Origin of the sequence: Thalassolituus marinus (assembly GCF_020320395.1) — a bacterium.
Lineage (GTDB): Bacteria > Pseudomonadota > Gammaproteobacteria > Pseudomonadales > Oceanobacteraceae > Venatoribacter > Venatoribacter marinus.
Genome location: NZ_JAEDAH010000020.1, coordinates 138,601 through 159,032, shown reverse-complemented (window position 1 = coordinate 159,032; position 20,432 = coordinate 138,601). Strand labels below are relative to the sequence as shown.

Genomic DNA, 20,432 nt, shown 5'->3' with positions numbered 1-20,432 from the left:
ATGCGATCAATTAACGTTCTGTTAACTGCACTGCTGGCGACGGCTGCCCTGACGGCCTGCGATAACAACTCAGCTCAGGAGCTGGGGGCGAAAATCGACGATGCTGCAAGCAAGGCCAAAGCCAACGTCAGCGAAGCCTACGACCAGGGCAAACAGAGCCTGAGCAATAGTGCTCAGTCGTTGCAGCAAAGCAGTGAAGAAATGGCCGAAAAGGTTACTACCCAGGCCCGGGAAACGGCCAACAAAGCCGGCGAAACAGTGAGCAAGACCGTGGAAAAGACCTGCGAAACACTCAGTGAGACGACGAATAGCGACAAGAGCCATTGCTGACCCCATCCAGCCCGCTGTCAGTAATCACAGCGGGCGCTCCAGTTCCAGCAACTGGTCGGAAATATCAGCAAGCTTCGCTGTAATAGCGGCTTCTGCATCGTACAGTCCACGATTGTAGAAAAAAGCACCCATTTCGCTGGCAAAAAAGTCTATCAGGAATTCCGCCTCAAACCCGCCCAGCGACTGATCCATTTCACGCTCAAAGTACGCCTGTACTTTGGCCACCATACGTTCCTTTTCTTCACGGCTGAAGGTCATCCCCTCCATAACGTCCATCCTTCAAAATCAACAGATTACGACAACAAATCCAGGCGCAAGCGGCGACAAAAGTCTGGCCAAGGCTGGCTATGCGGGATACGGTAACACCATCGCGCGCGAAAGGCGCCCATGATCATGCTAAGCCGACGAAACGAATGATCGGATAAGGAGCACAGAATGACATCATCCAGCAACTGGACCATTGAAGACGCCGAAAGAATCTATGGGGTTTCGCGCTGGGGCGGTGGTTATTTCTCGGTTGGCGATAACGGCAATTTACAGATCACACCCAACCCGGACAGCCCGGATGTGCGCATCGACTTTAAAGCGGTGCTCAGCGAAATCCAGCAGAAAGATGTGCAGTTCCCGGTGGTTGTGCGTTTTCACGATATTCTGCGCTCACAGGTCGCCCGGCTGAATACCGCCTTTGCCGATGCCATTGAAGATGCTGGTTACCAGGGACGCTACAGCGGCGTTTACCCGATTAAGGTCAACCAGATGCGCGAAGTGGTGGAAGAAATCGTCTACGCCGGTAAACCTTTCCAATACGGCCTGGAAGCTGGCTCCAAAGCGGAATTGCTGGCAGCGCTGGCGATGAATACCAACGAAGGTTCACTGACCGTACTGAACGGCTATAAAGACGAAGAGTTTATGCGTCTGGCGCTGATGGGCCGCAAGCTGGGTAACCGCATGGTGGTTGTGGTCGAAAAATACTCAGAGCTGCTGCTACTGGTCAGAATCGCTAAAGAGCTGGGGATCGATCCGATTATCGGTGTGCGCGCCAAGATTACGGCCAAAGGCCGTGGAAAATGGGAAAGCTCCGGTGGCGATAAAGCCAAATTCGGCCTGACCATTGCCGAAATTATTAATGCAGCACGCTACCTGAAAAGCGAAGGTCTGGATCATTGCCTGAAATTGCTGCACTTCCATATCGGCAGTCAGCTGACGGATATTCGCTCGGTACGCGAAGCCATTGCCGAAGGCGGCCGCATTTATGCCGAACTGCATAAAATGGACTTCCCGTTGCAGTACGTGGATGTCGGCGGCGGTCTGGGTATCGACTACGACGGTACCGCTTCAACCAACGACTCATCACGCAACTACAGCATTCAGGAATACGTGTCGGGCATTGTCAACGGCATGAAAGAAGTGTGTGAACTGGAAGACGTGCCGCACCCGGATCTGGTCAGTGAAAGTGGCCGGGCGATTACTGCTCATCACAGCTGTGTGGTCACCCAGGTGGTGGGCGAAATCCGCTCCAACAGCTCAGGCGTAGAAACCAGTGCTGCCGACGACGAGCATATTATCGTCAGCAATATGCGTGATATTGCCGAAAATCCGTTACTGAATGGCGACGACCGTCGCGCCATGCAGCAGGCGTTTAACGATGCCTCGCACTACAAGGAACAAGCGCTTGATGCCTTCAAGCTGCGCGTATTAAGCCTGGAAGAACTGGCCAAAACCGAAACCCTGTACTGGCAGATCATGCAACGCCTGCACACGTATTACGCTGATGAAGACTTTATTCCGGATGAGCTGCAGGAAATGGCACATTCATTATCGTCACAGTATTTGTGCAACTTCTCGGTGTTCCAGTCAGCAGCCGATACCTGGGCGATTGACCAGCTGCTGCCGGTTGCCCCATTAACCCGCATGAATGAAAAACCGAATGTCAGCTGTTCTCTGGTGGATATTACCTGCGACAGCGACGGTAAAATCGATCAGTTTGCCGTAGGGCGAGAAATAACCCAGGTACTGCCACTGCACGAGCTGAAAGCTGGCGAACCCTATTTTGTCGGACTGTTTTTAACCGGCGCCTATCAGGACGTTATGGGCGATATGCATAACCTGTTTGGCCGTCTGAACGAAGTGCATATTTTCAGCTACGACGACGACCCGGAAGACTTCTACGTCGAAGAAGTGGTGCATGGCTCATCGGTAAAAGACGTTCTGACCATTATGCAATACAACCCACAGGCCATGGCATCGGACGTTAAACGTATGATCGACCGTCAGGTAGCAGAAGGTAATATCAAACCGCGGGAAGGTGTGCAGTGGACAGATTTCTATGAAGCCTGCATTAACGGCTACACCTACCTGAAACCTCAGAAACCCTGAACTCAAACGTCGTGATGCAAGGCCCGGACAATAACAGCCTGAGTATTCAGTTTTCTGCAGACATCAGTCTGCAGGCACTGAATGCACTGTACAAAGCCAGCGGTGATAGCGGCCGCTGCTCACCCACAGACCAGCGCTGCGGGCTGATACTGAATAGCAGCGGGACAAACGAATTGGTGTGTGGCGCGCGCCTGCTGCAATACGATAGCGTCTGGCTGCTGCGCAACCTGTGTAGCCACCCTGACCACCGACGACAGGGTTATGCTTCAGCCTTATTGAAACACCTGACGTCTGATCAGGCACTCTCACCGCTATTTACCATCCCCCTGCCCCATCTGAATGACTGGTATCTGAGCAATGGATTTCAGTTAATAAGTGAAGGATGGCTGCCAGAGGCTTTAGAACGCGTATTAAAGCAAAGCCGCAGGCGGCATAAAGACGTGCAGATGATGAAAGCGATAAAAGCCAACGATTGTTAATAGGCCAATCTAACTGTCTGTTGTACTTCTCAGATATTCTGCACAGTACGAGTTATTGTCGAAGCCTTCTTCGCTATCCAGCAACAGCACATGAATATCATCAATTAACCAACGTTCCGACTGGTAGCGATAGCCCAGATTAAACTGAACAGGTTGTTTATCGTCGTCATAACCATTAACCGTTAAACAGCCATACTGCTTCTGCACAGTCTCATAATGATCACGAATATCAGCCATATAGTTACGGAACAGCAGTTGCTCAACCGACGCATCTGCTGCCAGAGGTACAGTGCCAATGACCTTTTCGCTAAAGAAATCAGCTGCCTGCTGACGGACATTATCGCTATCAACGCTATTAGCATATATCTGGTACGCGTCATACAAACCACTTTGATGTGGAGTGATAAATGAGCATGCCCCTAGTAAAGCCAGGGTAAAACATATGAATATCGGTTTCATAAAGCTAATATCTGTAACTCTGCATCGTAGGCCCGATGACGGCCTTTCATAGTCCTTGCTGCCCAGCACAGAAGCCCAGAACAAGCTATTTATGTAGCAATTGTATTTACTTCTGGTTTTCTCTGTCATTTATAGACCCTAACCAGGCGCCCCATCACACGCCTTCTAGTCTTTTCGACCTGTACCGACCCCGCAAGCGCGTAATGAGTCGGCTTTATTGCGTTTATTAGGGCTCCAGCCTGATGCTGGATGGTATCCAGCGTGCTTGATGCCTGGCCGAATGACCACCTGTCTCTAAGCATATGAGGATAATGCCTTTACAAGAGCTGCACTGATATACGCTACTTCCGTTGTATGGATAGTATGAGAGGGCAGCAGTTGCCTCGAACGAAAAAGGGTTTTCTACCCCTTTTTTATAGATTTCGAATCCGTTGCTATTCAGTGACTCGATCTCTGCAATTTTTGGCAGCTTCGTCTCAAGCTCATTAGAGTTAGTCCAGCCTCTAAGGTTTTCTTTATGACACTCTTCACAATAGTCAGACTCGTTAAGAGGAATGATTTCTCTAAGGCTGTCGATATTCATAATGATCCCCTAGCGCAGAGCGCACTGGCGCGCTTTAGTGCAGTGATCTTGTCTTGTTAAATGCTTACGCACGAGTGCCACCAGAATAGAGGTGGTTAACACAGTAAGCACTGCCTTTCACTTGCTTTATTTCACAGCCTGACCACATACATAATTCGCTGGAGAGACCGCAACGGTTTTGAACCATTTTCTCTTTTATGAGTGACTCACTATCAAATGCTTCCCAGTTTTCTGATGAGGGAATTTTTACTGCATAGCAGGTTTGATATTTATCCCACTCATCGACTTTGTAGAGTTGATTGCATTCAGGACACTGCATTAGCAAAACCCAATTACCAACATCAAGTTGGTTTAGCTTTGATTTGAAATCAGAGTGGTTGTTGCTGATATCAATTAAAGCGGGGTGTTCATTGCAATTGCACATAGCTTCCCCTGGCATGTAACGCCTGGCTCAGTCGCCTTAAAAAATGGCGGTTGTTTTTCCTGCTTTTAGGCAAAACAAATGACAGTTTTTGCGGTCGGTCGTAGCCAATTGTTACATTTTGACTACGCAATACACTGAACTCGGTGTAACTACATATAAATTATCAAGCTCAGATATTGAGTCAACTTCTGTAAAAACACAATTACCATAAGTGCTTTTGTGATAGCTAAAGACAGACTCATCTTGAATAAAACATATACACAAAGAGCTAGAAACTTTACTCCTGAATTTACTATTTCTTATTTTATCGGCATCATTTAGAAACTTCTGAAAGTCACCCTTTTGCCTGTACTTCCCTTTAATGTATTTAAGCTCTATCGCCAATAAAACAGGAAGGTGGTAGATATATTCATCATACTTTCCATTTGGCTGAAAGTCACTTTCACTCATTGATTCGATAACATCAGCGTTTAGACAGCACAAATCGAATCTATCTAAATATTCCGAGTTAATCAGGTCTAATGTATAATCACTTTCTGATGATGAAGGAACTGATATTTTCTCATTGATTTCTAATCTCAATCTACCAAACAAATCACACTGTATATCGCTTTCAAGAAGGTATTTAAATGGGTATCTTTGAAAGCTAATTGCTAGTGAGTTTATTGACTTTAAGCATTGATCCGTTCTTCCTTGATTCATTCAATATACTCTCTAAAAAATGTAACGCCCAAAGCAGCGGCGCGCGCTAGCGCGTCCAGCCCGAAGGGCAATGCTGCCCTTGTTTGTTAATTGTTTTGCCAATTAGGAACCTCCAAATTATTTAACACCTGAAGGTACGCCGCTATCGTTTCACTACCACTAACCTTCTCTGATTCAAGAGCAGCTATTATTTTCATTCGGATCTTCTCTGCCTCCCCAAAGCTTCCTGTTTCCGAAAGCCCATTAAATAGGAAGTCTTGGGATCTAAGCCATCTGTTCATTGACTCAGGCTTAGAACCAAACCAGCTTGCTACCAATCTGGGATGGTGCTCCCATGCAACAACAAGGACATCTCCGGTTTCGATACCGTTGACTCCGTCTGCTAGTTCCCAAGCCAAGATGACCGTGGCAATTATTTCTGTCAGATTTTGGCTGGCTGAACTAGAGAGGATGGCCTTATATTCTTCTCTATTCTTCATGACTGCCACTAAGCTCTGCTCATGCAGGCGCTCTGATTTCGTCAACTCCTCCAAATAGTCCGCACCATTACCAAGACGCACCATTACCAAGACACCCACGCTAACACATTCTTCCGATTGATCAATATTCAATCACCACCTACGCTGAAAATTCAACCAGCATACGGAACCTGACCATGCCAAAGCCAAGGAAGCAGCAGGTATCTATTGAAGATACGCCTTACTATCACTGCGTTTCGCGCTGTGTGAGGCGGGCATTTCTTTGTGGGACAGACTCAGTTACTGGTGAAAGTTACGAACATCGTCGTGGCTGGCTTGAGAATAAACTCTTAGAACTCCCACAGGTCTTTGCTATTCAGATTGCCGCTTATGCCATTATGAGCAACCACTACCATGTTGTTCTGTATGTTGATTCTGATTCCAGCAAGCGCTGGACCGATGAAGAAGTCGTAGAGCGCTGGCATTCACTGTTTAAAGGCAACCTGCTGTCTCAACGTTTTATGCGCGGTGATGAACTGAACAAAGCTGATCTGGCCCGCCTGCAAATTTATCTCACCGAGTGGCGCTCCCGGCTCACAGACATCAGCTGGTTTATGCGCGTTTTGAACGAGTCCATTGCCCGTGAAGCGAATCTGGAGGATGACTGCACCGGTCGATTCTGGGAAGGACGTTTCAAATCGCAAGCATTGCTTGATGAAGCCGCACTCATGGCCTGTATGGCCTATGTTGACCTCAATCCCGTTCGAGCCTGTATTGCGAAAACGCCAGAAGACTCTGAGCATACGTCGATTAAACTCAGAGCTGAAAAAGCACAAACAGCGCACTCACCTAATCATTTACATCAACAACCCAAGGAGTTGCTGCCCTTTGCCGGCAATCATCGCCAGGATATGCCCAAAGGCATCGCAATGAAGTTGACCGACTATCTGGAACTGGTCGATGCAACCGGGCGAATCATCCGCGACGACAAACGTGGATTTATTTCAGACAGCTCCACGAAGATTCTCGAACGACTTGGATTGGATGAAGACCGCTGGCTCAGCATGACACAGCACTTCGAAAATACGTTCAGTACCTTCGCTGGGAATGAAGAAAAATTACGCTCTACCTGCGAGAGGCTACAATACCAGCGTCCGCCTGGGCTAAATCGTTGCCGGACTGCCTTCGGCTAGTATTTCTTTCGTAATCGCTTAAAAATCAGGCTCCTCTGAGGGATTAGCGCGCCTGAAATCCCAGGGTTTCACTGCATAATTCAGACTGATGACCCAGGCTTACTCCGTAGAACGACAACCAGAACCGATTGTGCTTAGCGCAACAGCACTTCTCCCTGCCGAAATGGATTTTCTTAGAGTGGCGATTTTCTTAGAGTGGCTGTCCTTTTTATTCTGGCGAGAGGCTACAATACCAGCGTCCGCCTGGGCTAAATCGTTGCCGGACTGCCTTCGGCTAGTATTTCTTTCGTAATCGCCTAAAAATCAGGCTCCTCTGAGGGATTAGCGCGCCTGAAATCCCAAGGTTTCACTGCATAATTCAGACTGATGACCATGGCTTACTCCGTAGAATGACAACCAGAACCGATTGGGCTTAGCGCAACAGCACTTCTCCCTGCCGAAATGGATTTTCTTAGAGTGGCTGTCCTTTTTATTCCTACTAGATAGTCGAACGAGTCCCTCGTCGTGACAAACATCACTTCTTTTTTTATCGAACGGTCAATTTTAGACGCCTTTCGAATTTCTTGTGCTTCTAACCAAGCTCTTCGAGATGCATTCAAGAACAGTGCTGTAGAGTTTGGCAGTAATATTCGAATCGTCTTCTTCTTATTGATCTTTGCAACAGATAAGCGGGTTACTTGGCTGCCTCTCAGCGCAATCTGCCCTGCTGAAAGACGAGTATCTTCAGCAACATAGTGGACATCCTCCATTCGCCAATCGTTATCAGGATCTTCCATGAAACCTCGCAGTTAATACAAATAACGCCGCGCACAACCGCCGGAGGTAACTGGCGCTTTTTGTGCTCTGCACAAAAGGTGACAGTTGCCGGAGGTCGGCTTGCTGCGCCTTGTTATACGATTACAACTTTTCATGACTAAACCTTGTTTCTTGGAATATTGTACTTAGCTCCCAATATTTATTGAGTATATTTCCAGAAACAAAATCAATTTCACCTTTAGTCGCAGCTCCATTTACATTGTGCATTAGTTCTTTGATTTCATCTAATTGTAGCTTCGCTGATTCTTTGGATTTTTCTACAATTACAAAATTTTCAAATGATGAAACAAGTGGTTTTAAGCGAGCCGCCATTTTAGATGTGTATTCTTGGCGGGAATCTTTATTGTAACTTTCTAGTCCAGCTACAATATCATTCAGTACGAGGACTAACTCTTTTGCTTCACTTGCTAGATTCATATTCCCCTCGTATAACAGTTTATTCATGAGCGTGCTCACTTTGACGCTCCGCTTCCTTTCGATTTTTCGAGCATAACTCCCTGTCACTACTATGAAAAGTGCCTGAGGCGACGCCTTTTGCCAGTGTGAAAGTATGCGTGCACGTTTACACACCTGTGTCGTCTTTACACTTGGCATACTATCACGCCAAAAACAACCACAACCCACTGATTTATATATGCTTTTCTTCCCAGACGAATTGCAAAGCGAGCCACACCAGCGTCATATAAACGCGCATTGTTTTTCCTATTTTCGACAACCTGTTGAAGTTATCTGGAAATCTGCTCCGCAGGAGTATTACCACATAAGGATCACAAACAAAAAAGCCAGCAATCTGCATTGCTGGCTTTTGGTTTTAGCACTCTGTCTGAACGCTGGAATCAACGCAGTTTGCGTGGCTTACGCGCTGTCGGCTTAGCGCTGTTACCATTGCGGTTCTGCAGTGGTTTGCTCTGTCCGGAAGCCTTGCCCTGCCCTGACGCTTTAGCTGAGCCACTCTTAGCCGTTACGCCGTTCGCTGCTGGCTTAGCCTTGCTGTTGCCGCCTTTAGGTTGGGCACCTTTAGACTGGCCGCCTTTCGCCTGACCACCTTTAGCTTTAAAGCCCGGACGCGGTACGCGGCCATTCGGTACTTCTTCTGCCGGTACCAGCGCTTTTGGCCCTTTACCAATCAGGTCGGTACGGCCCATCTCTGTCAGTGCTTCGCGCAGCAGTGGCCAGTTTTTCGGATCGTGGTAACGCAGGAAGGCTTTTTGCACTCGACGCTGCTGAATATCACGCGGGATAAACATTTTTTTCGACTTGTAGCTCATGCGGTGCAGCGGGTCGCGCTCCGAATGGTACATGGCCGTGGCCAGCGACATGGGTGAAGGGTAGAAAGTCTGCACCTGATCGACGCGCATTTTCTGCTGTTTCAGCCACAGCGCCAGGTTCATCATGTCTTTGTTTTCTGAACCCGGGTGGGCAGCAATAAAGTACGGAATCAGATACTGTTCTTTACCGGCTTCTTTCGAGAACTTGTCGAACATATGCTTGAAGCGGTCGTAGGTACCCATACCCGGCTTCATCATTTTGGTCAGTACGTTCTGTTCGGTGTGTTCCGGCGCGATTTTCAGCAAACCGCCCACATGATGGGTAACCAGCTCGCGTACATATTCCGGATCTTCTACCGCCAGGTCGTATCGCAGACCCGAAGCGATGGCGATGCGTTTAATACCCGGCAGCGCCCGCGCCTTACGGTACAGTTCCGTGGTCTGGTGGTGGCTGGTATTCAGGTTTTTACAGATACCCGGGTACACACAGGACAGGCGGCGGCAATTCTTAAGAATGGTCTCGCTCTTACAGGTCAGGTGGTACATGTTGGCCGTTGGCCCACCCAGATCGGAAATGGTGCCGGTAAAGCCTGGCACTTTATCGCGGATTTCTTCGATTTCTTTCAGTACCGATTCCTGCGAACGGCTCTGAATAATGCGGCCTTCGTGCTCGGTAATGGAACAGAAGGTACAGCCACCAAAACAGCCACGCATAATATTGACCGAGAAACGGATCATCTCGTAGGCCGGAATGCGGGCATCACCGTAACTCGGGTGCGGTACGCGCTGATAGAACAGGCCGAATACTGAATCCATTTCGTCGGTTTCCAGCGGAATCGGTGGTGGATTTACCCAGATTTCTTTGGTGCCGTGGCGCTGAATCAGCGGGCGTGCGTTATACGGGTTGGATTCCTGATGCAGGATACGCGAGGCGTGAGCATACAGGGCGTTGTCGTTGCGCACTTTCTCGAACGATGGCAAACGGATAACTGTGGTATCCAGATCGTGTTCTACTTTGCGCTGCAACGGCAGTGGAATGATTTTTACCGGCATGACGTCGTCGTCTTCGGCGCCGCCATTCTCAGAGGCACAGCTGCTGCTGTTGCTCTCTTTCATATCGTACGGGTTCGGGATTTCGTCGATACGTCCCGGCCAGTCGATACGGGTGGAGTCGATTTCGGTCCAGCCTTCAGGCGTGCTATCACGCACAATGGTGGTACCACGCAGGTCTTTCAGATCATCCAGGGTTTTACCATTAGCCAGCGCATGGGTCAGCTCGACCAGCGCACGCTCGGCGTTACCGTAAAGCAGAATATCGGCACCGGAATCAATCAGCACCGAACGACGCACCTGATCGCTCCAGTAATCGTACTGGGCAATACGGCGCAGACTGGCTTCAATACCGCCAATTACGATGGGTACATCTTTGTACACTTCGCGGCATTTCTGCGAATACACAATCACCGCGCGGTCAGGACGCTTACCCGGCTCACCGTGTGGGGTGTAGGCATCGTCGCTGCGGACTTTAAGATCGGCGGTGTACTTGTTGATCAGCGAGTCCATATTGCCAGCGGTAACGCCGAAATACAGATTCGGCTTACCCAGGCGTTTGAATTCTTCCGGGTTGTTCCAATCTGGCTGAGCAATAATGCCGACGCGGAAGCCCTGGGATTCCAGCAGACGCCCGAGCACCGCCATGCCGAAGCTTGGGTGGTCAACATAGGCGTCGCCACTGATCAGGATGATGTCACAGCTGTCCCAACCCAGTTGCTCCATTTCCTCACGTGACATTGGCAGGAAAGGCGCGGTACCGAAACATTCGGCCCAGTATGGGTGGTATGAAAACAGGTGCTTCGCAGCAGGTGCTTTGGTGGCTTGGTGACTCATAGGATCTGACCAGGAAGAAACGGCCGTTATTGTCCCAAATTACGCCCCCGGGCAAAAGGCTGAGTTGCGAATTTTCCCGGTATTTTCCTGCACCAAAGCCCTGTAGTTACTGGGGTTTTGCCGCACGATCACATACAAACACGGCCTGATCTGTAACGCTTTTACAGTTGCGTTTTTAAGAAAGCTGGCTGACCATCGGCCGACTTTAAGACAGATAATAAAAACAACATGATGACCAGCCAGACTATTTTTGAGCTGTTTCTCGCCGCTTTCGGCGCCGGAATCAGTCTGATGTTATCGCTCCTGCTTCTGCGCGATTTCCACAATACCGTCGCCGCACGCCTGTTTGTGCTGTTACTGGCAGCGGCCAACATGCACCTGTTCCACCAGTGGATCGCGGAAGACTGGCGAGGCTATTCATTTGTCATTCAAAGCGCGACACCTGCCCTGTTCTGGATGTGCTGCCGGATTATCTTCGTCAGTCCGGATGCCAGCCGCTCTTTAATCTGGGGGCTGGCATTCTACAGTTTCTGTGGCCCATTGCTGTTCCTGCTGATTGGCCAGCCGCCGTGGCTGCATCTGGTTTTGAAGGCCATTCCTCAGTGGCTCGAGTACCTGCTGATTATCATTGGTTGGTGGGAAGTCATCGTGCACTGGAATGACGATCTGGTCGAAGCCCGGCGCCGGTTGCGCGGTGGTGTCATGCTGGCCACCGGCATCGCCGTCGGCTGGGGAATTTTCAGCTTTAACCTGCGCATAGGTGATGCAGTATCACGCTATATGGCTATTGATGCCGCCATTCTGATTCTGGCGTGGTTGCTGCTGCAGGGCCGCTCAGCCCTTTGGGATCTGATGCCGAGAGATCCACGGCAGCCAGCTGCAGCGCCGTTGCCACAGCAAGATCTGCAACACACGACGCCATCGGCAGACAGCAGTGAAAGCAACAACCCACCACCGGCAGAAGAACTGGAACAGCTGACACAACTGATGCACGAGGGCTTCTACCGCAGGGAAAACCTGACTCTGGCAGTACTGGCCGATGCACTGGCTATTCCCGAGTATCGTCTGCGGGCAACCATTAACAAATCACTGGGCTACAGTAACTTTAACGAATACATCAATGAGCTGCGTATTGGCGAAGCCGCCGACCGCCTGGTCAGCGAACCGGACACACCGGTCACAAACATTGCTCTGGATGTGGGTTACCGCACCATGAGTTCGTTCAACCGCGCGTTTCGTAAAATTCACAACACGACCCCATCTGAGTACCGCGAGCACCGCGGCCAGCTGCCTGTTTCCTGACCAAAGCGATCTGTTTCAGCTGTGCAAATTCTGCATTTCAGAATTTGCACAGCACCCCCAGCAGCCACCTTCAAATGACCTGAAAGCCCCACCACTACTGGCTTTTAATGAAATGCACAGTGGCTGCCAAAGATTGCAGCATGAATTCTTTTTACCGCTGAGTAGCAATCCGTTTTGATGGCCAACGCATGGAATGCATCTCATGTGCAGAACTTCTGAGACCCTCGCGGGACGGACCCCGTCATCCAAAAAAACAAGAAACAGGTACTCAACATGGAAAATATCCGTACTCCCCGTCTGGCGATGGCCGCCGCTGTGGCAGTGGCATCCATTACGCTGGCCGCATGTGGTGGAGACAGCAGTAGCAGCAGTGACAGTGGTGAACTTAAAAAAGTATTCAGCTGTGAAGACAGCAGCGCAGCTGGGGCACGCGTTGTCTGTATTGGTTCTAAGAAAGATCTGAGCGATGAAACAGTCGCGGCCGAACTTATAACCGCACTTAATACCGCACAAACCGGCGATACCATTGTGCTGCCGCAGGGCCGCTATGAAATCAGCTCAGAGCTGACCTTCGACGGCAATGGCTCTCTGGGTCAGGTAGGCATGGTTACTGATCTGACCATCCGCGGTGCCGGCATGGATAAGACCATTCTTGATTTCGATGCCGCTACCAGTGGTGGTGACAAAGCAGATGGTTTCTTTATTTCCAACACCGAAGACATTCTGATGGAAGACCTTGGTGTGTATGAAGCGCCAAACAACGCCATCAAGCTGAAGAAAACCGACGGTATTGTGCTGCGCCGTGTCGCAACCGTATGGGAAACCGACTATCAGGCCAGCAACGGTGCCTATGGTCTGTACCCGGTTGAGACCTCTAACGTACTGATCGAAGACTGCTATGTGAAAGGCTCTGCTGACGCCGGGGTGTATGTCGGTCAGAGTGAAAATATTGTGGTGCGTAACAATATTGCAGAGAAAAACGTTGCTGGTATCGAGATTGAGAACTCAAAAAATGCTGACGTTTATAACAACGTTGCCCGTGGCAACACCGGCGGCATTCTGATCTTCGATCTGCCGATCGGCAACGGCATTTACGGTGACGGTGTACGCGTATTCGGCAACACCGTGGAAGCCAATAACGCACCGAACTTCGCCAACGTGTCGGATTTCGCCGGCGGCGTTCACATTGTGCCACCGGGCACCGGTGTCATTGTGCTGTCGACCTCCAATGTTGAGATTTTCGACAACGATATTACCGACCACCAGACCACTTCTGTGGCGATTACCTCATATATGCTTCCGGACGACAAAGTTGCCCAGGAGCCAAACCAGGCTGTTGGCACCGAAGTTCTGAGCTACGGCGACATCGCCACCTACGCACCGGAATATCTGGACGGCTGGAGTCCTCTGGTGCGTGGTATCAATGTGCATGACAACCGCATCAGCGTGGCCGAAGGCATCTACGCCCCGGAAGGTAAGCTGATTACCGATCTGATCACAGGTTACAACGCCTATGGCGTGCAGATACCACATATTCTGTATGACGGTATCGGTGAGCTGCTGGCCAATGCTGGCTCCATGGGCCAGATCGCCGATGGCATCAACCAGATTGCTGCTGCGCTCGACAATAACAGTCTGGAAAGCGATGGCCTGCAGATTCCTGATACCGGCGTATTCGCTCAGTACGGCAATGGCGACCACGTGTGTGCCAGCAATAATGGCGACGGCGTTACCCAGGCCTCTGTTTATCCCACCAACCCGGCAGAAGCGTCGTTTACCGATGGCGTGCCAGATCCGGCTTTTGTTGCCAGCAACGACAGCATGACCTGTGGTGGCAACACCGGCTTCACCCCGGTAACCGTGGCTGCGGCAACCGTCAGCGTGCGTGGCGTGAGCTACGGCTGTGGTGCCGATGACACCAGCAGTACCCATTGCAGCGCCGACTGAACATCAGCGCAGTACCACCCGGCGGCCTGCGGGCCGCCTGTTTCACACAGAATAACAACGGGCCTGAGCCCGGAGATTACACAGAGGAAGAACGATGACGTTCCATGCATCTCTTTCATTGAGCCTGGCTCTGCCTTTAACCCTGCTGCTGACAGCCTGTGGGGGTGATAGTAGCAGCGACACTCAGAATACCGTCAGCGACACCTGTGTGGCTGGTGAAACCAGCGTGCAATGGGAAAAACTGCTGAGTGAAAATGCCGCCAACCTGTCGGACTATCAGCTGTTCAGCAACCCGTGCAATGCCACTGCCGATCCAAGCCCACGTGGTATTCCTTACACCCTGTCGACACCGTTATTTACGGATTACGCCAGTAAATACCGTTTTGTCTTTGTACCGCAGGATACGGTAGCCACCTACAGCGAGGATGATTCCTTCGACTTCCCGGTAGGCACCGTCATTACCAAAACATTTTCACTGCCGGACAATACCGCCGAGCGCGGTTTCGACAATGAGCGTCAGATTGAGACCCGCTTACTGGTTCACAGGGAAAGTGGCTGGGTTGCCCTTCCTTATGTGTGGAATGCCGAGGGTAATGATGCGGTGCTGGACGTGAACGGTGAACTGATCAGCACGGAACTGACCCACAATGAGCAAACCTATGCGATGGACTACGGCGTACCGGACCCGCAGAAATGTAAACGCTGCCATCAGACGGAAGGCGTGTTCACGCCGATTGGTCCGAAAGCGCGATTTCTGAATTCAGATTACGATTACAGCACAGGCCGCGAGAATCAGCTGCAACACTGGATGGCTGCCAGCATATTGCAAGGCCTGCCAGCGGATGCCGACAGCATTGATCAGGTACCCGAATTCAGCGATGCCACCGATCTCAGTGCAATACCGCCAAGTGAGCTGCAGACCTATGCCAAAGGCTGGCTGGACATCAACTGCGGCCATTGCCACCGACCGGGCGGTGATGCCAGCAATACGAATTTCCATGCTTACTGGGAACTGGACTTCGATAGCAACCAGAACGCCCATGGCGTATGCCAGAAACCGATTTCCTTCGGTGGCGGCAGCCTGTCGTGGATTATCTACCCTGGCAATGCCGATGAATCGATCATGATTCAGCGTATGGCCGCAACCGATGGCGGTGATCGTATGCCACCACTGGGGCGTGATCTGGTACACGGCGAAGGGCTGGAGCTGGTCAAAGCCTGGATCAACAGTCTGGCGGATAACCCGGCCTGTCATTAATTAATGCAGCGGCTGGAAGGACTCTGCCCGCTTTCCTCACCTTCCGGTGAATCTGCTACGGTGTCCGCCCTGTCCGGCGGGCCCCACACCGACCTTGCTATGCGTGTTTGTATTCTCCTGATATTTACTCTGCTTACCGGTTGCTTTGCGAATGAAAAGCATACCGTCAGCGCTGAACCACCCTATGAGGCCGGGGCAGTTAACCCGCCACAATGTTCAGCGTCTGTTACAGGGATTAATGCCGATGCTCTGCTGAATGCAGCACCCTGTCACCGGCTGTCCGAATACGGCCTGTTCATTGATCCGACCGAGCCCAGGCTGCACCCCAGGGCACCGGGTATTACCTACCGACTGAATTCCACGCTGTTCAGCGACCACGCACGTAAATATCGCTGGCTGTTTCTGCCGACGAGCGATGGTGAAGTGCAACCAGCACACTATTCAGCAGAAGGACCGCTGGATTTTCCCGTCGGCACGGTACTGGTTAAGGTCTTTGCTCTGCCATCCGATACGTCTGATACAGACCTCGACAGTGAAGAAATTGTCGAAGTACGCCTGTTGATTCACCGCGCCGATGGCTGGCTGGGCCTGCCCTACCGCTGGCACGCAGAGCTCGGCGATGGCTATTTCCTCGGCAGTGGTGACACCCTGTCACGCACGCTGGTGCATGATGGCCTGACGATTGATGTGCAATACAGCGTTCCCACGTACGGCAGTTGCCGCACCTGTCACAACGACAATGGCCAGATGGTTCCGATTGGTCCCAAGGCCAGACACCTCAACCGCCTGATCAGCTTGCCCGGTGCGACGCCTCAGAACCAGCTCAGCTGGTGGTCAGATCAGGGATTGCTGCAAGAACTGCCCGTGGACATCAGCCACCTTCCTCTGGCACCTGACTGGCGGGATGCAACGGCCCGCTTACAGGACCGTGCCAAAGCTTATCTGGATATCAACTGCGCCCACTGCCACTCAGACAATGGTGCGGCTGCGCTATCCGGATTACGTCTGGAATATTTCCGTACTTCAATCGACTACACACACGGCGTCTGCAATTCCGCCCACGGCTGGCGCGGCGGTGGTTTCGATATCTGGCCAGGACGCGGCGAAGATTCCAGTCTGCCATTAAGAGTGGAACTGAACGGTGCTGCAGATCGTATGCCTCCCCTTGGGCGCAGCGTTGCCGATGGCGAGGCTGTCGAACTGATTCGTCGCTGGATTGACTCTCTTCCTGCAACAGAATGCGGCAGCGGTTGAGCCGGATTCTGCCCTCTGTTTGCACAACAACAGCGCACCCTTCCGATTTCGGTGCACGGTTTTGGCTGGAACAATACGGGCCAATCCATTAACCGCAATCCCGGAAAATCCGGTTACCGAACAAAAAAACCATATAAATCAGTAGCTCAGACTATTTTTGAAAAATTGGCACGATACTCGCTAACGGGAAATCAGGTGATTAACGATTCCAATGGCGGAATTTTTTAAACGTCACTGACAATTAATTTTTCAAGCAAAGGCGCTTACAACCCAAGGGGTTGTGGCGCCTTTTTTTTGTGCTTTAAAAAGGGGACGCAATGATGCGAGGACTCAATACCGTACGCCGCACGTTAATGAAAAGTGCACTTCTTCTGGCCGCAGGTGCAGCAACGCTGGGCATGCCATCCGTTTCGGCAGAAGAATACGCTGAAAAAGAAGAGCTGAAATTCGGCTTTATTAAATTAACTGACATGGCGCCTCTGGCCGTTGCGTACGAAAAAGGCTTCTTCGAAGACGAAGGCCTGTACGTCACCCTGGAAGCACAGGCTAACTGGAAAGTACTGCTGGATCGCGTTATCGACGGTCAGCTTGATGGTGCTCACATGCTGGCGGGTCAGCCACTGGGTGCGACCATCGGTTTCGGTACCCAGGCTCACATCATCACCGCATTCAGCATGGACCTGAACGGTAACGGCATTACGGTTTCTAACGACATCTGGCAACAGATGAAAAAGAACATCCCTCACGAAAACGGCAAACCAGTTCACCCGATCAAAGCGGATGCACTGAAGCCAGTGGTTGATAAGTACAAAGCTGAAGGTAAGCCATTCAACATGGGAATGGTTTTCCCGGTTTCTACCCACAACTATGAGCTGCGTTACTGGCTGGCAGCCGGTGGTATTAACCCGGGTTACTACGCACCACATAAAGGTGACTCTTCCGGCCAGATCGGCGCAGATGCTCTGCTGTCCGTTACTCCACCACCACAAATGCCAGCCACTCTGGAAGCGGGCACCATTTACGGCTACTGCGTAGGTGAACCATGGAACCAGCAGGCTGTATTTAAAGGCATTGGTGTACCAGTAATTACTGACTACGAAATCTGGAAAGACAACCCGGAAAAAGTATTCGGTGTGAGCAAAGCATGGGCTGACAAATACCCTATTACTCACAAGAAAGTCGTGAAAGCGATGATTCGTGCAGCGGAATGGCTGGATGCGAACAACAACGCAAACCGTCCTGAAGCAGTAAAAATTCTGTCTAAGCCGCAGTATGTTGGTGCCGACTACGAGGTTATTGCTAACTCAATGACCGGTACTTTCGAATACGAGAAAGGCGACAAGCGTGACGTGCCGGACTTCAACGTATTCTTCCGCTACAACGCCACCTACCCTTACTACTCAGATGCGATCTGGTACCTGACTCAGATGCGTCGCTGGGGTCAGATTTCCGAAGAAAAGTCTGATGACTGGTTCATGGAAACGGCCAAGAAAGTTTACCGTCCGGACATCTACGCGGCAGCGGCTAAAGAACTGATTGCGGAAGGCAAACTGAAAGCCAAAGACTTCCCGGATTTCGCCACTGAAACTGGCTTCAAAGCGCCTCAGAAAGGCTTTATTGATGGCATCACCTACGATGGCACCAAGCCTAACGAATACCTGAAGAAATTTGAAATCGGTCTGAAAGGCGCAGACAAAATCTGAGCCGACTGAACAAGATTGAAACAACCTCGGCAGCCAGCCGACTGGCTGGCTGCCAACAGGAGTAAGACCCATGAATATTTCACTGCTGAACATGCCCTGGATTGAACCTCTGGTAAATATCGCCAAAGGTGAAGACGTAAGCCGTAACGTCCAGACAATCGTACGTACGATCGGAATTCCTCTGGCTGGTATCCTGGTTTTTCTGATGATCTGGCATGCTGCTGCCAGCAGTATTGACACATCACTCGGTCAGTTTCCGGGACCATCTGATGTTATTGAACAATCACAAAACCTGATCAGCGAACACATTGCAGAACGTGATAAAGCTGAAGCATTCTACGAGCGTCAGGAAAAACGCAATGCTGAACGCATGGAAAAAGATCCTGATTATGTTCCTAAGATCCGCCCTTACACAGGTAAGCCGACTTACGTTGATCAGATCGGCACCTCACTGGTAACCGTGCTTAGCGGCTTTTTCCTCGCATCACTGATCGCTGTACCACTGGGTATCGTGATTGGTCTGAGTGCCAACCTGTACTCAGCGTTTAACCCGATCATCCAGATCTTTAAACCGGTATCCCCTCTTGCCTGGCTGCCACTGGTAACCATGGTGGTGAGTGCTCTGTATGTATCTGATGATCCTATGGTGCCGAAGTCATTCGTTACTTCAATGATTACCGTCATGCTGTGCTGCCTGTGGCCAACCGTTATTAACACTGCTGTGGGTGTGGCCTCAATATCTCAGGACCTGAAAAACGTAAGCCAGGTACTGCGCCTGAACTATATGACCCACGTTATCAAAATTGTTCTGCCATCCTCTGTACCAATGATGTTCACCGGCCTGCGTCTGTCGCTGAGTATTGCCTGGATGGTACTGATTGCTGCCGAGATGCTGGCGCAGAACCCAGGCCTTGGAAAGTTCGTGTGGGATGAATTCCAGAACGGATCATCTGACTCACTGGGCCGCATTATGGTTGCCGTTATTACCATCGGTTTAATTGGTTTCCTGCTCGACCGCATCATGCTGATGATTCAGCGTTATGTGTCCTGGGACAAATCAGCAACCCTGCGCTAATCACTGGAGAATGACTATGAATAAAATGCTCGAAATTACCGGTGCTGGCATTGAATTTAATACCCCTAAAGGTTCATTCCGCGCACTGCAGAATGTAAACCTGAAAATTCCACAGGGTGAATTTGTTTCTTTAATCGGCCACTCTGGCTGCGGTAAGTCGACAGTTCTGAATATTGTTGCAGGTCTGCTGCAAGCGACCGAAGGCGGTGTTGTTCTTAACGGTAAAGAAGTGAACGAGCCGGGCCCTGAACGAGCAGTGGTTTTCCAGAACCACTCTCTTCTGCCCTGGCTGAGCGCTTACGAAAACGTAGAACTGGCGGTTAAACAGGTATTTAAAGGCAAAAAATTCAAAGCCGAAATGAAGGAATGGATTGAGCACAACCTGAATCTGGTTCACATGACTCATGCCATGCACAAACGTCCGGATGAAATTTCCGGTGGTATGAAACAGCGTGTAGGTATTGCCCGTGCTCTGGCCATGGAGCCAGATGTACTACTGATGGATGAACCATTTGGTGCCCTTGATGCACTGACCCGTGCTCACCTACAGGACTCTCTGATGGAAATTCAGAAAGACCTGAACAACACCGTCATCATGATTACACACGATGTGGATGAAGCCGTTTTACTCTCTGACCGCATCGTCATGATGACCAATGGTCCTTCCGCAACAATCGGCGAAATTCTGGACGTAAATCTGGAACGTCCCCGTAACCGTATTCAACTTGCAGATGACCCTGCTTATAACAAGTACCGTCAGCAGGTACTGAGTTTTCTGTACGAAAAGCAACGCAAGGTCGATGACGTACCGTCATCCAGCCCGGCAAAAAAGGCAGACCAACCAGCAGAAGCACCTTCTGCTGAGAAAAATAAAGTCGCGTAATTTAAGTGATCATTGGGCTTCAAACCAAGGAGAAA

The 20,432-nt window shown here is 50.5% G+C and carries 20 protein-coding genes; 11 read left to right on the top strand and 9 right to left on the bottom strand.

Annotation, left to right across the window (positions count from 1 at the left end; all coding sequences use genetic code 11):
* Positions 1-330, top strand: a complete 330-nt coding sequence (locus tag I9W95_RS05070; RefSeq protein ID WP_225672498.1) for a hypothetical protein — start codon at positions 1-3, stop codon at positions 328-330.
* A 24-nt stretch (positions 331-354) separates the two neighbouring features.
* Here the strand turns inward: I9W95_RS05070 and I9W95_RS05065 are convergent, their stop codons facing one another.
* Complete coding sequence (locus I9W95_RS05065) at positions 355-597, bottom strand: DUF2164 domain-containing protein (RefSeq protein ID WP_225672496.1); 243 nt, start codon at positions 595-597, stop codon at positions 355-357.
* A 168-nt stretch (positions 598-765) separates the two neighbouring features.
* Between I9W95_RS05065 and speA the strand changes: the two genes are divergently transcribed.
* Together speA and I9W95_RS05055 are read left to right on the top strand one after the other, a co-directional pair.
* Positions 766-2,706: a biosynthetic arginine decarboxylase gene (speA, locus tag I9W95_RS05060; RefSeq protein WP_225672494.1), complete on the top strand. Its 1,941-nt coding sequence runs from the start codon at positions 766-768 to the stop codon at positions 2,704-2,706.
* Positions 2,707-2,720: 14 nt separating this feature from the next.
* Positions 2,721-3,185 carry a GNAT family N-acetyltransferase gene (locus tag I9W95_RS05055; protein WP_225672553.1) on the top strand — a complete coding sequence of 155 codons (465 nt, stop codon included), beginning with the start codon at positions 2,721-2,723 and terminating at the stop codon, positions 3,183-3,185.
* A 9-nt stretch (positions 3,186-3,194) separates the two neighbouring features.
* Here I9W95_RS05055 and I9W95_RS05050 read toward each other — a convergent pair whose 3' ends face one another.
* The 5 genes from I9W95_RS05050 to I9W95_RS05030 all read right to left on the bottom strand — a co-directional run bounded on the left by I9W95_RS05050 (position 3,195) and on the right by I9W95_RS05030 (position 5,964).
* On the bottom strand, positions 3,195-3,569 hold the full coding sequence (locus I9W95_RS05050; protein WP_225672492.1) for a hypothetical protein: 375 nt from the start codon (positions 3,567-3,569) through the stop codon (positions 3,195-3,197).
* 301 nt (positions 3,570-3,870) lie between these two features.
* The gene (locus tag I9W95_RS05045; RefSeq protein WP_225672490.1) at positions 3,871-4,227 is read right to left on the bottom strand and encodes a hypothetical protein; all 357 of its coding nucleotides are present in this window, start codon (positions 4,225-4,227) and stop codon (positions 3,871-3,873) included.
* 64 nt (positions 4,228-4,291) lie between these two features.
* Positions 4,292-4,666: a metal-binding protein gene (locus I9W95_RS05040; RefSeq protein WP_225672488.1), complete on the bottom strand. Its 375-nt coding sequence runs from the start codon at positions 4,664-4,666 to the stop codon at positions 4,292-4,294.
* 96 nt (positions 4,667-4,762) lie between these two features.
* A complete protein-coding gene (locus I9W95_RS05035; RefSeq protein WP_225672486.1) occupies positions 4,763-5,353 on the bottom strand; it encodes a hypothetical protein in 591 nt (196 codons plus the stop codon).
* Positions 5,354-5,439: 86 nt separating this feature from the next.
* The gene (locus tag I9W95_RS05030; protein WP_225672484.1) at positions 5,440-5,964 is read right to left on the bottom strand and encodes a hypothetical protein; all 525 of its coding nucleotides are present in this window, start codon (positions 5,962-5,964) and stop codon (positions 5,440-5,442) included.
* A gap of 44 nt (positions 5,965-6,008) precedes the next feature.
* Between I9W95_RS05030 and I9W95_RS05025 the strand changes: the two genes are divergently transcribed.
* On the top strand, positions 6,009-7,004 hold the full coding sequence (locus I9W95_RS05025; protein ID WP_225672482.1) for a transposase: 996 nt from the start codon (positions 6,009-6,011) through the stop codon (positions 7,002-7,004).
* Between the two features lie 377 nt (positions 7,005-7,381).
* Here the strand turns inward: I9W95_RS05025 and I9W95_RS05020 are convergent, their stop codons facing one another.
* From I9W95_RS05020 to I9W95_RS05010, 3 genes are all read right to left on the bottom strand, one after another.
* Positions 7,382-7,780: a hypothetical protein gene (locus I9W95_RS05020; RefSeq protein WP_225672480.1), complete on the bottom strand. Its 399-nt coding sequence runs from the start codon at positions 7,778-7,780 to the stop codon at positions 7,382-7,384.
* Between the two features lie 121 nt (positions 7,781-7,901).
* The gene (locus I9W95_RS05015; RefSeq protein ID WP_225672478.1) at positions 7,902-8,264 is read right to left on the bottom strand and encodes a hypothetical protein; all 363 of its coding nucleotides are present in this window, start codon (positions 8,262-8,264) and stop codon (positions 7,902-7,904) included.
* 392 nt (positions 8,265-8,656) lie between these two features.
* A complete protein-coding gene (locus tag I9W95_RS05010; protein ID WP_225672476.1) occupies positions 8,657-10,975 on the bottom strand; it encodes a YgiQ family radical SAM protein in 2,319 nt (772 codons plus the stop codon).
* A gap of 291 nt (positions 10,976-11,266) precedes the next feature.
* On the opposite strand from I9W95_RS05010, the gene I9W95_RS05005 reads away from it, so the two are divergent.
* The 7 genes from I9W95_RS05005 to I9W95_RS04975 all read left to right on the top strand — a co-directional run bounded on the left by I9W95_RS05005 (position 11,267) and on the right by I9W95_RS04975 (position 20,397).
* Positions 11,267-12,277, top strand: coding sequence for an AraC family transcriptional regulator (locus I9W95_RS05005; RefSeq protein ID WP_225672474.1), 1,011 nt, complete (start codon positions 11,267-11,269; stop codon positions 12,275-12,277).
* Positions 12,278-12,550: 273 nt separating this feature from the next.
* Positions 12,551-14,224: a parallel beta-helix domain-containing protein gene (locus I9W95_RS05000; protein WP_225672472.1), complete on the top strand. Its 1,674-nt coding sequence runs from the start codon at positions 12,551-12,553 to the stop codon at positions 14,222-14,224.
* A 94-nt stretch (positions 14,225-14,318) separates the two neighbouring features.
* Complete coding sequence (locus I9W95_RS04995; RefSeq protein WP_225672470.1) at positions 14,319-15,482, top strand: SO2930 family diheme c-type cytochrome; 1,164 nt, start codon at positions 14,319-14,321, stop codon at positions 15,480-15,482.
* Positions 15,483-15,581: 99 nt separating this feature from the next.
* On the top strand, positions 15,582-16,736 hold the full coding sequence (locus I9W95_RS04990; protein WP_225672468.1) for a hypothetical protein: 1,155 nt from the start codon (positions 15,582-15,584) through the stop codon (positions 16,734-16,736).
* A 320-nt stretch (positions 16,737-17,056) separates the two neighbouring features.
* On the top strand, positions 17,057-18,439 hold the full coding sequence (locus I9W95_RS04985) for a CmpA/NrtA family ABC transporter substrate-binding protein (RefSeq protein WP_225672551.1): 1,383 nt from the start codon (positions 17,057-17,059) through the stop codon (positions 18,437-18,439).
* 70 nt (positions 18,440-18,509) lie between these two features.
* The gene (locus I9W95_RS04980; protein ID WP_404818743.1) at positions 18,510-19,514 is read left to right on the top strand and encodes an ABC transporter permease; all 1,005 of its coding nucleotides are present in this window, start codon (positions 18,510-18,512) and stop codon (positions 19,512-19,514) included.
* 16 nt (positions 19,515-19,530) lie between these two features.
* Positions 19,531-20,397, top strand: a complete 867-nt coding sequence (locus I9W95_RS04975) for an ABC transporter ATP-binding protein (protein WP_225672466.1) — start codon at positions 19,531-19,533, stop codon at positions 20,395-20,397.
* Positions 20,398-20,432: the final 35 nt, after the last annotated feature.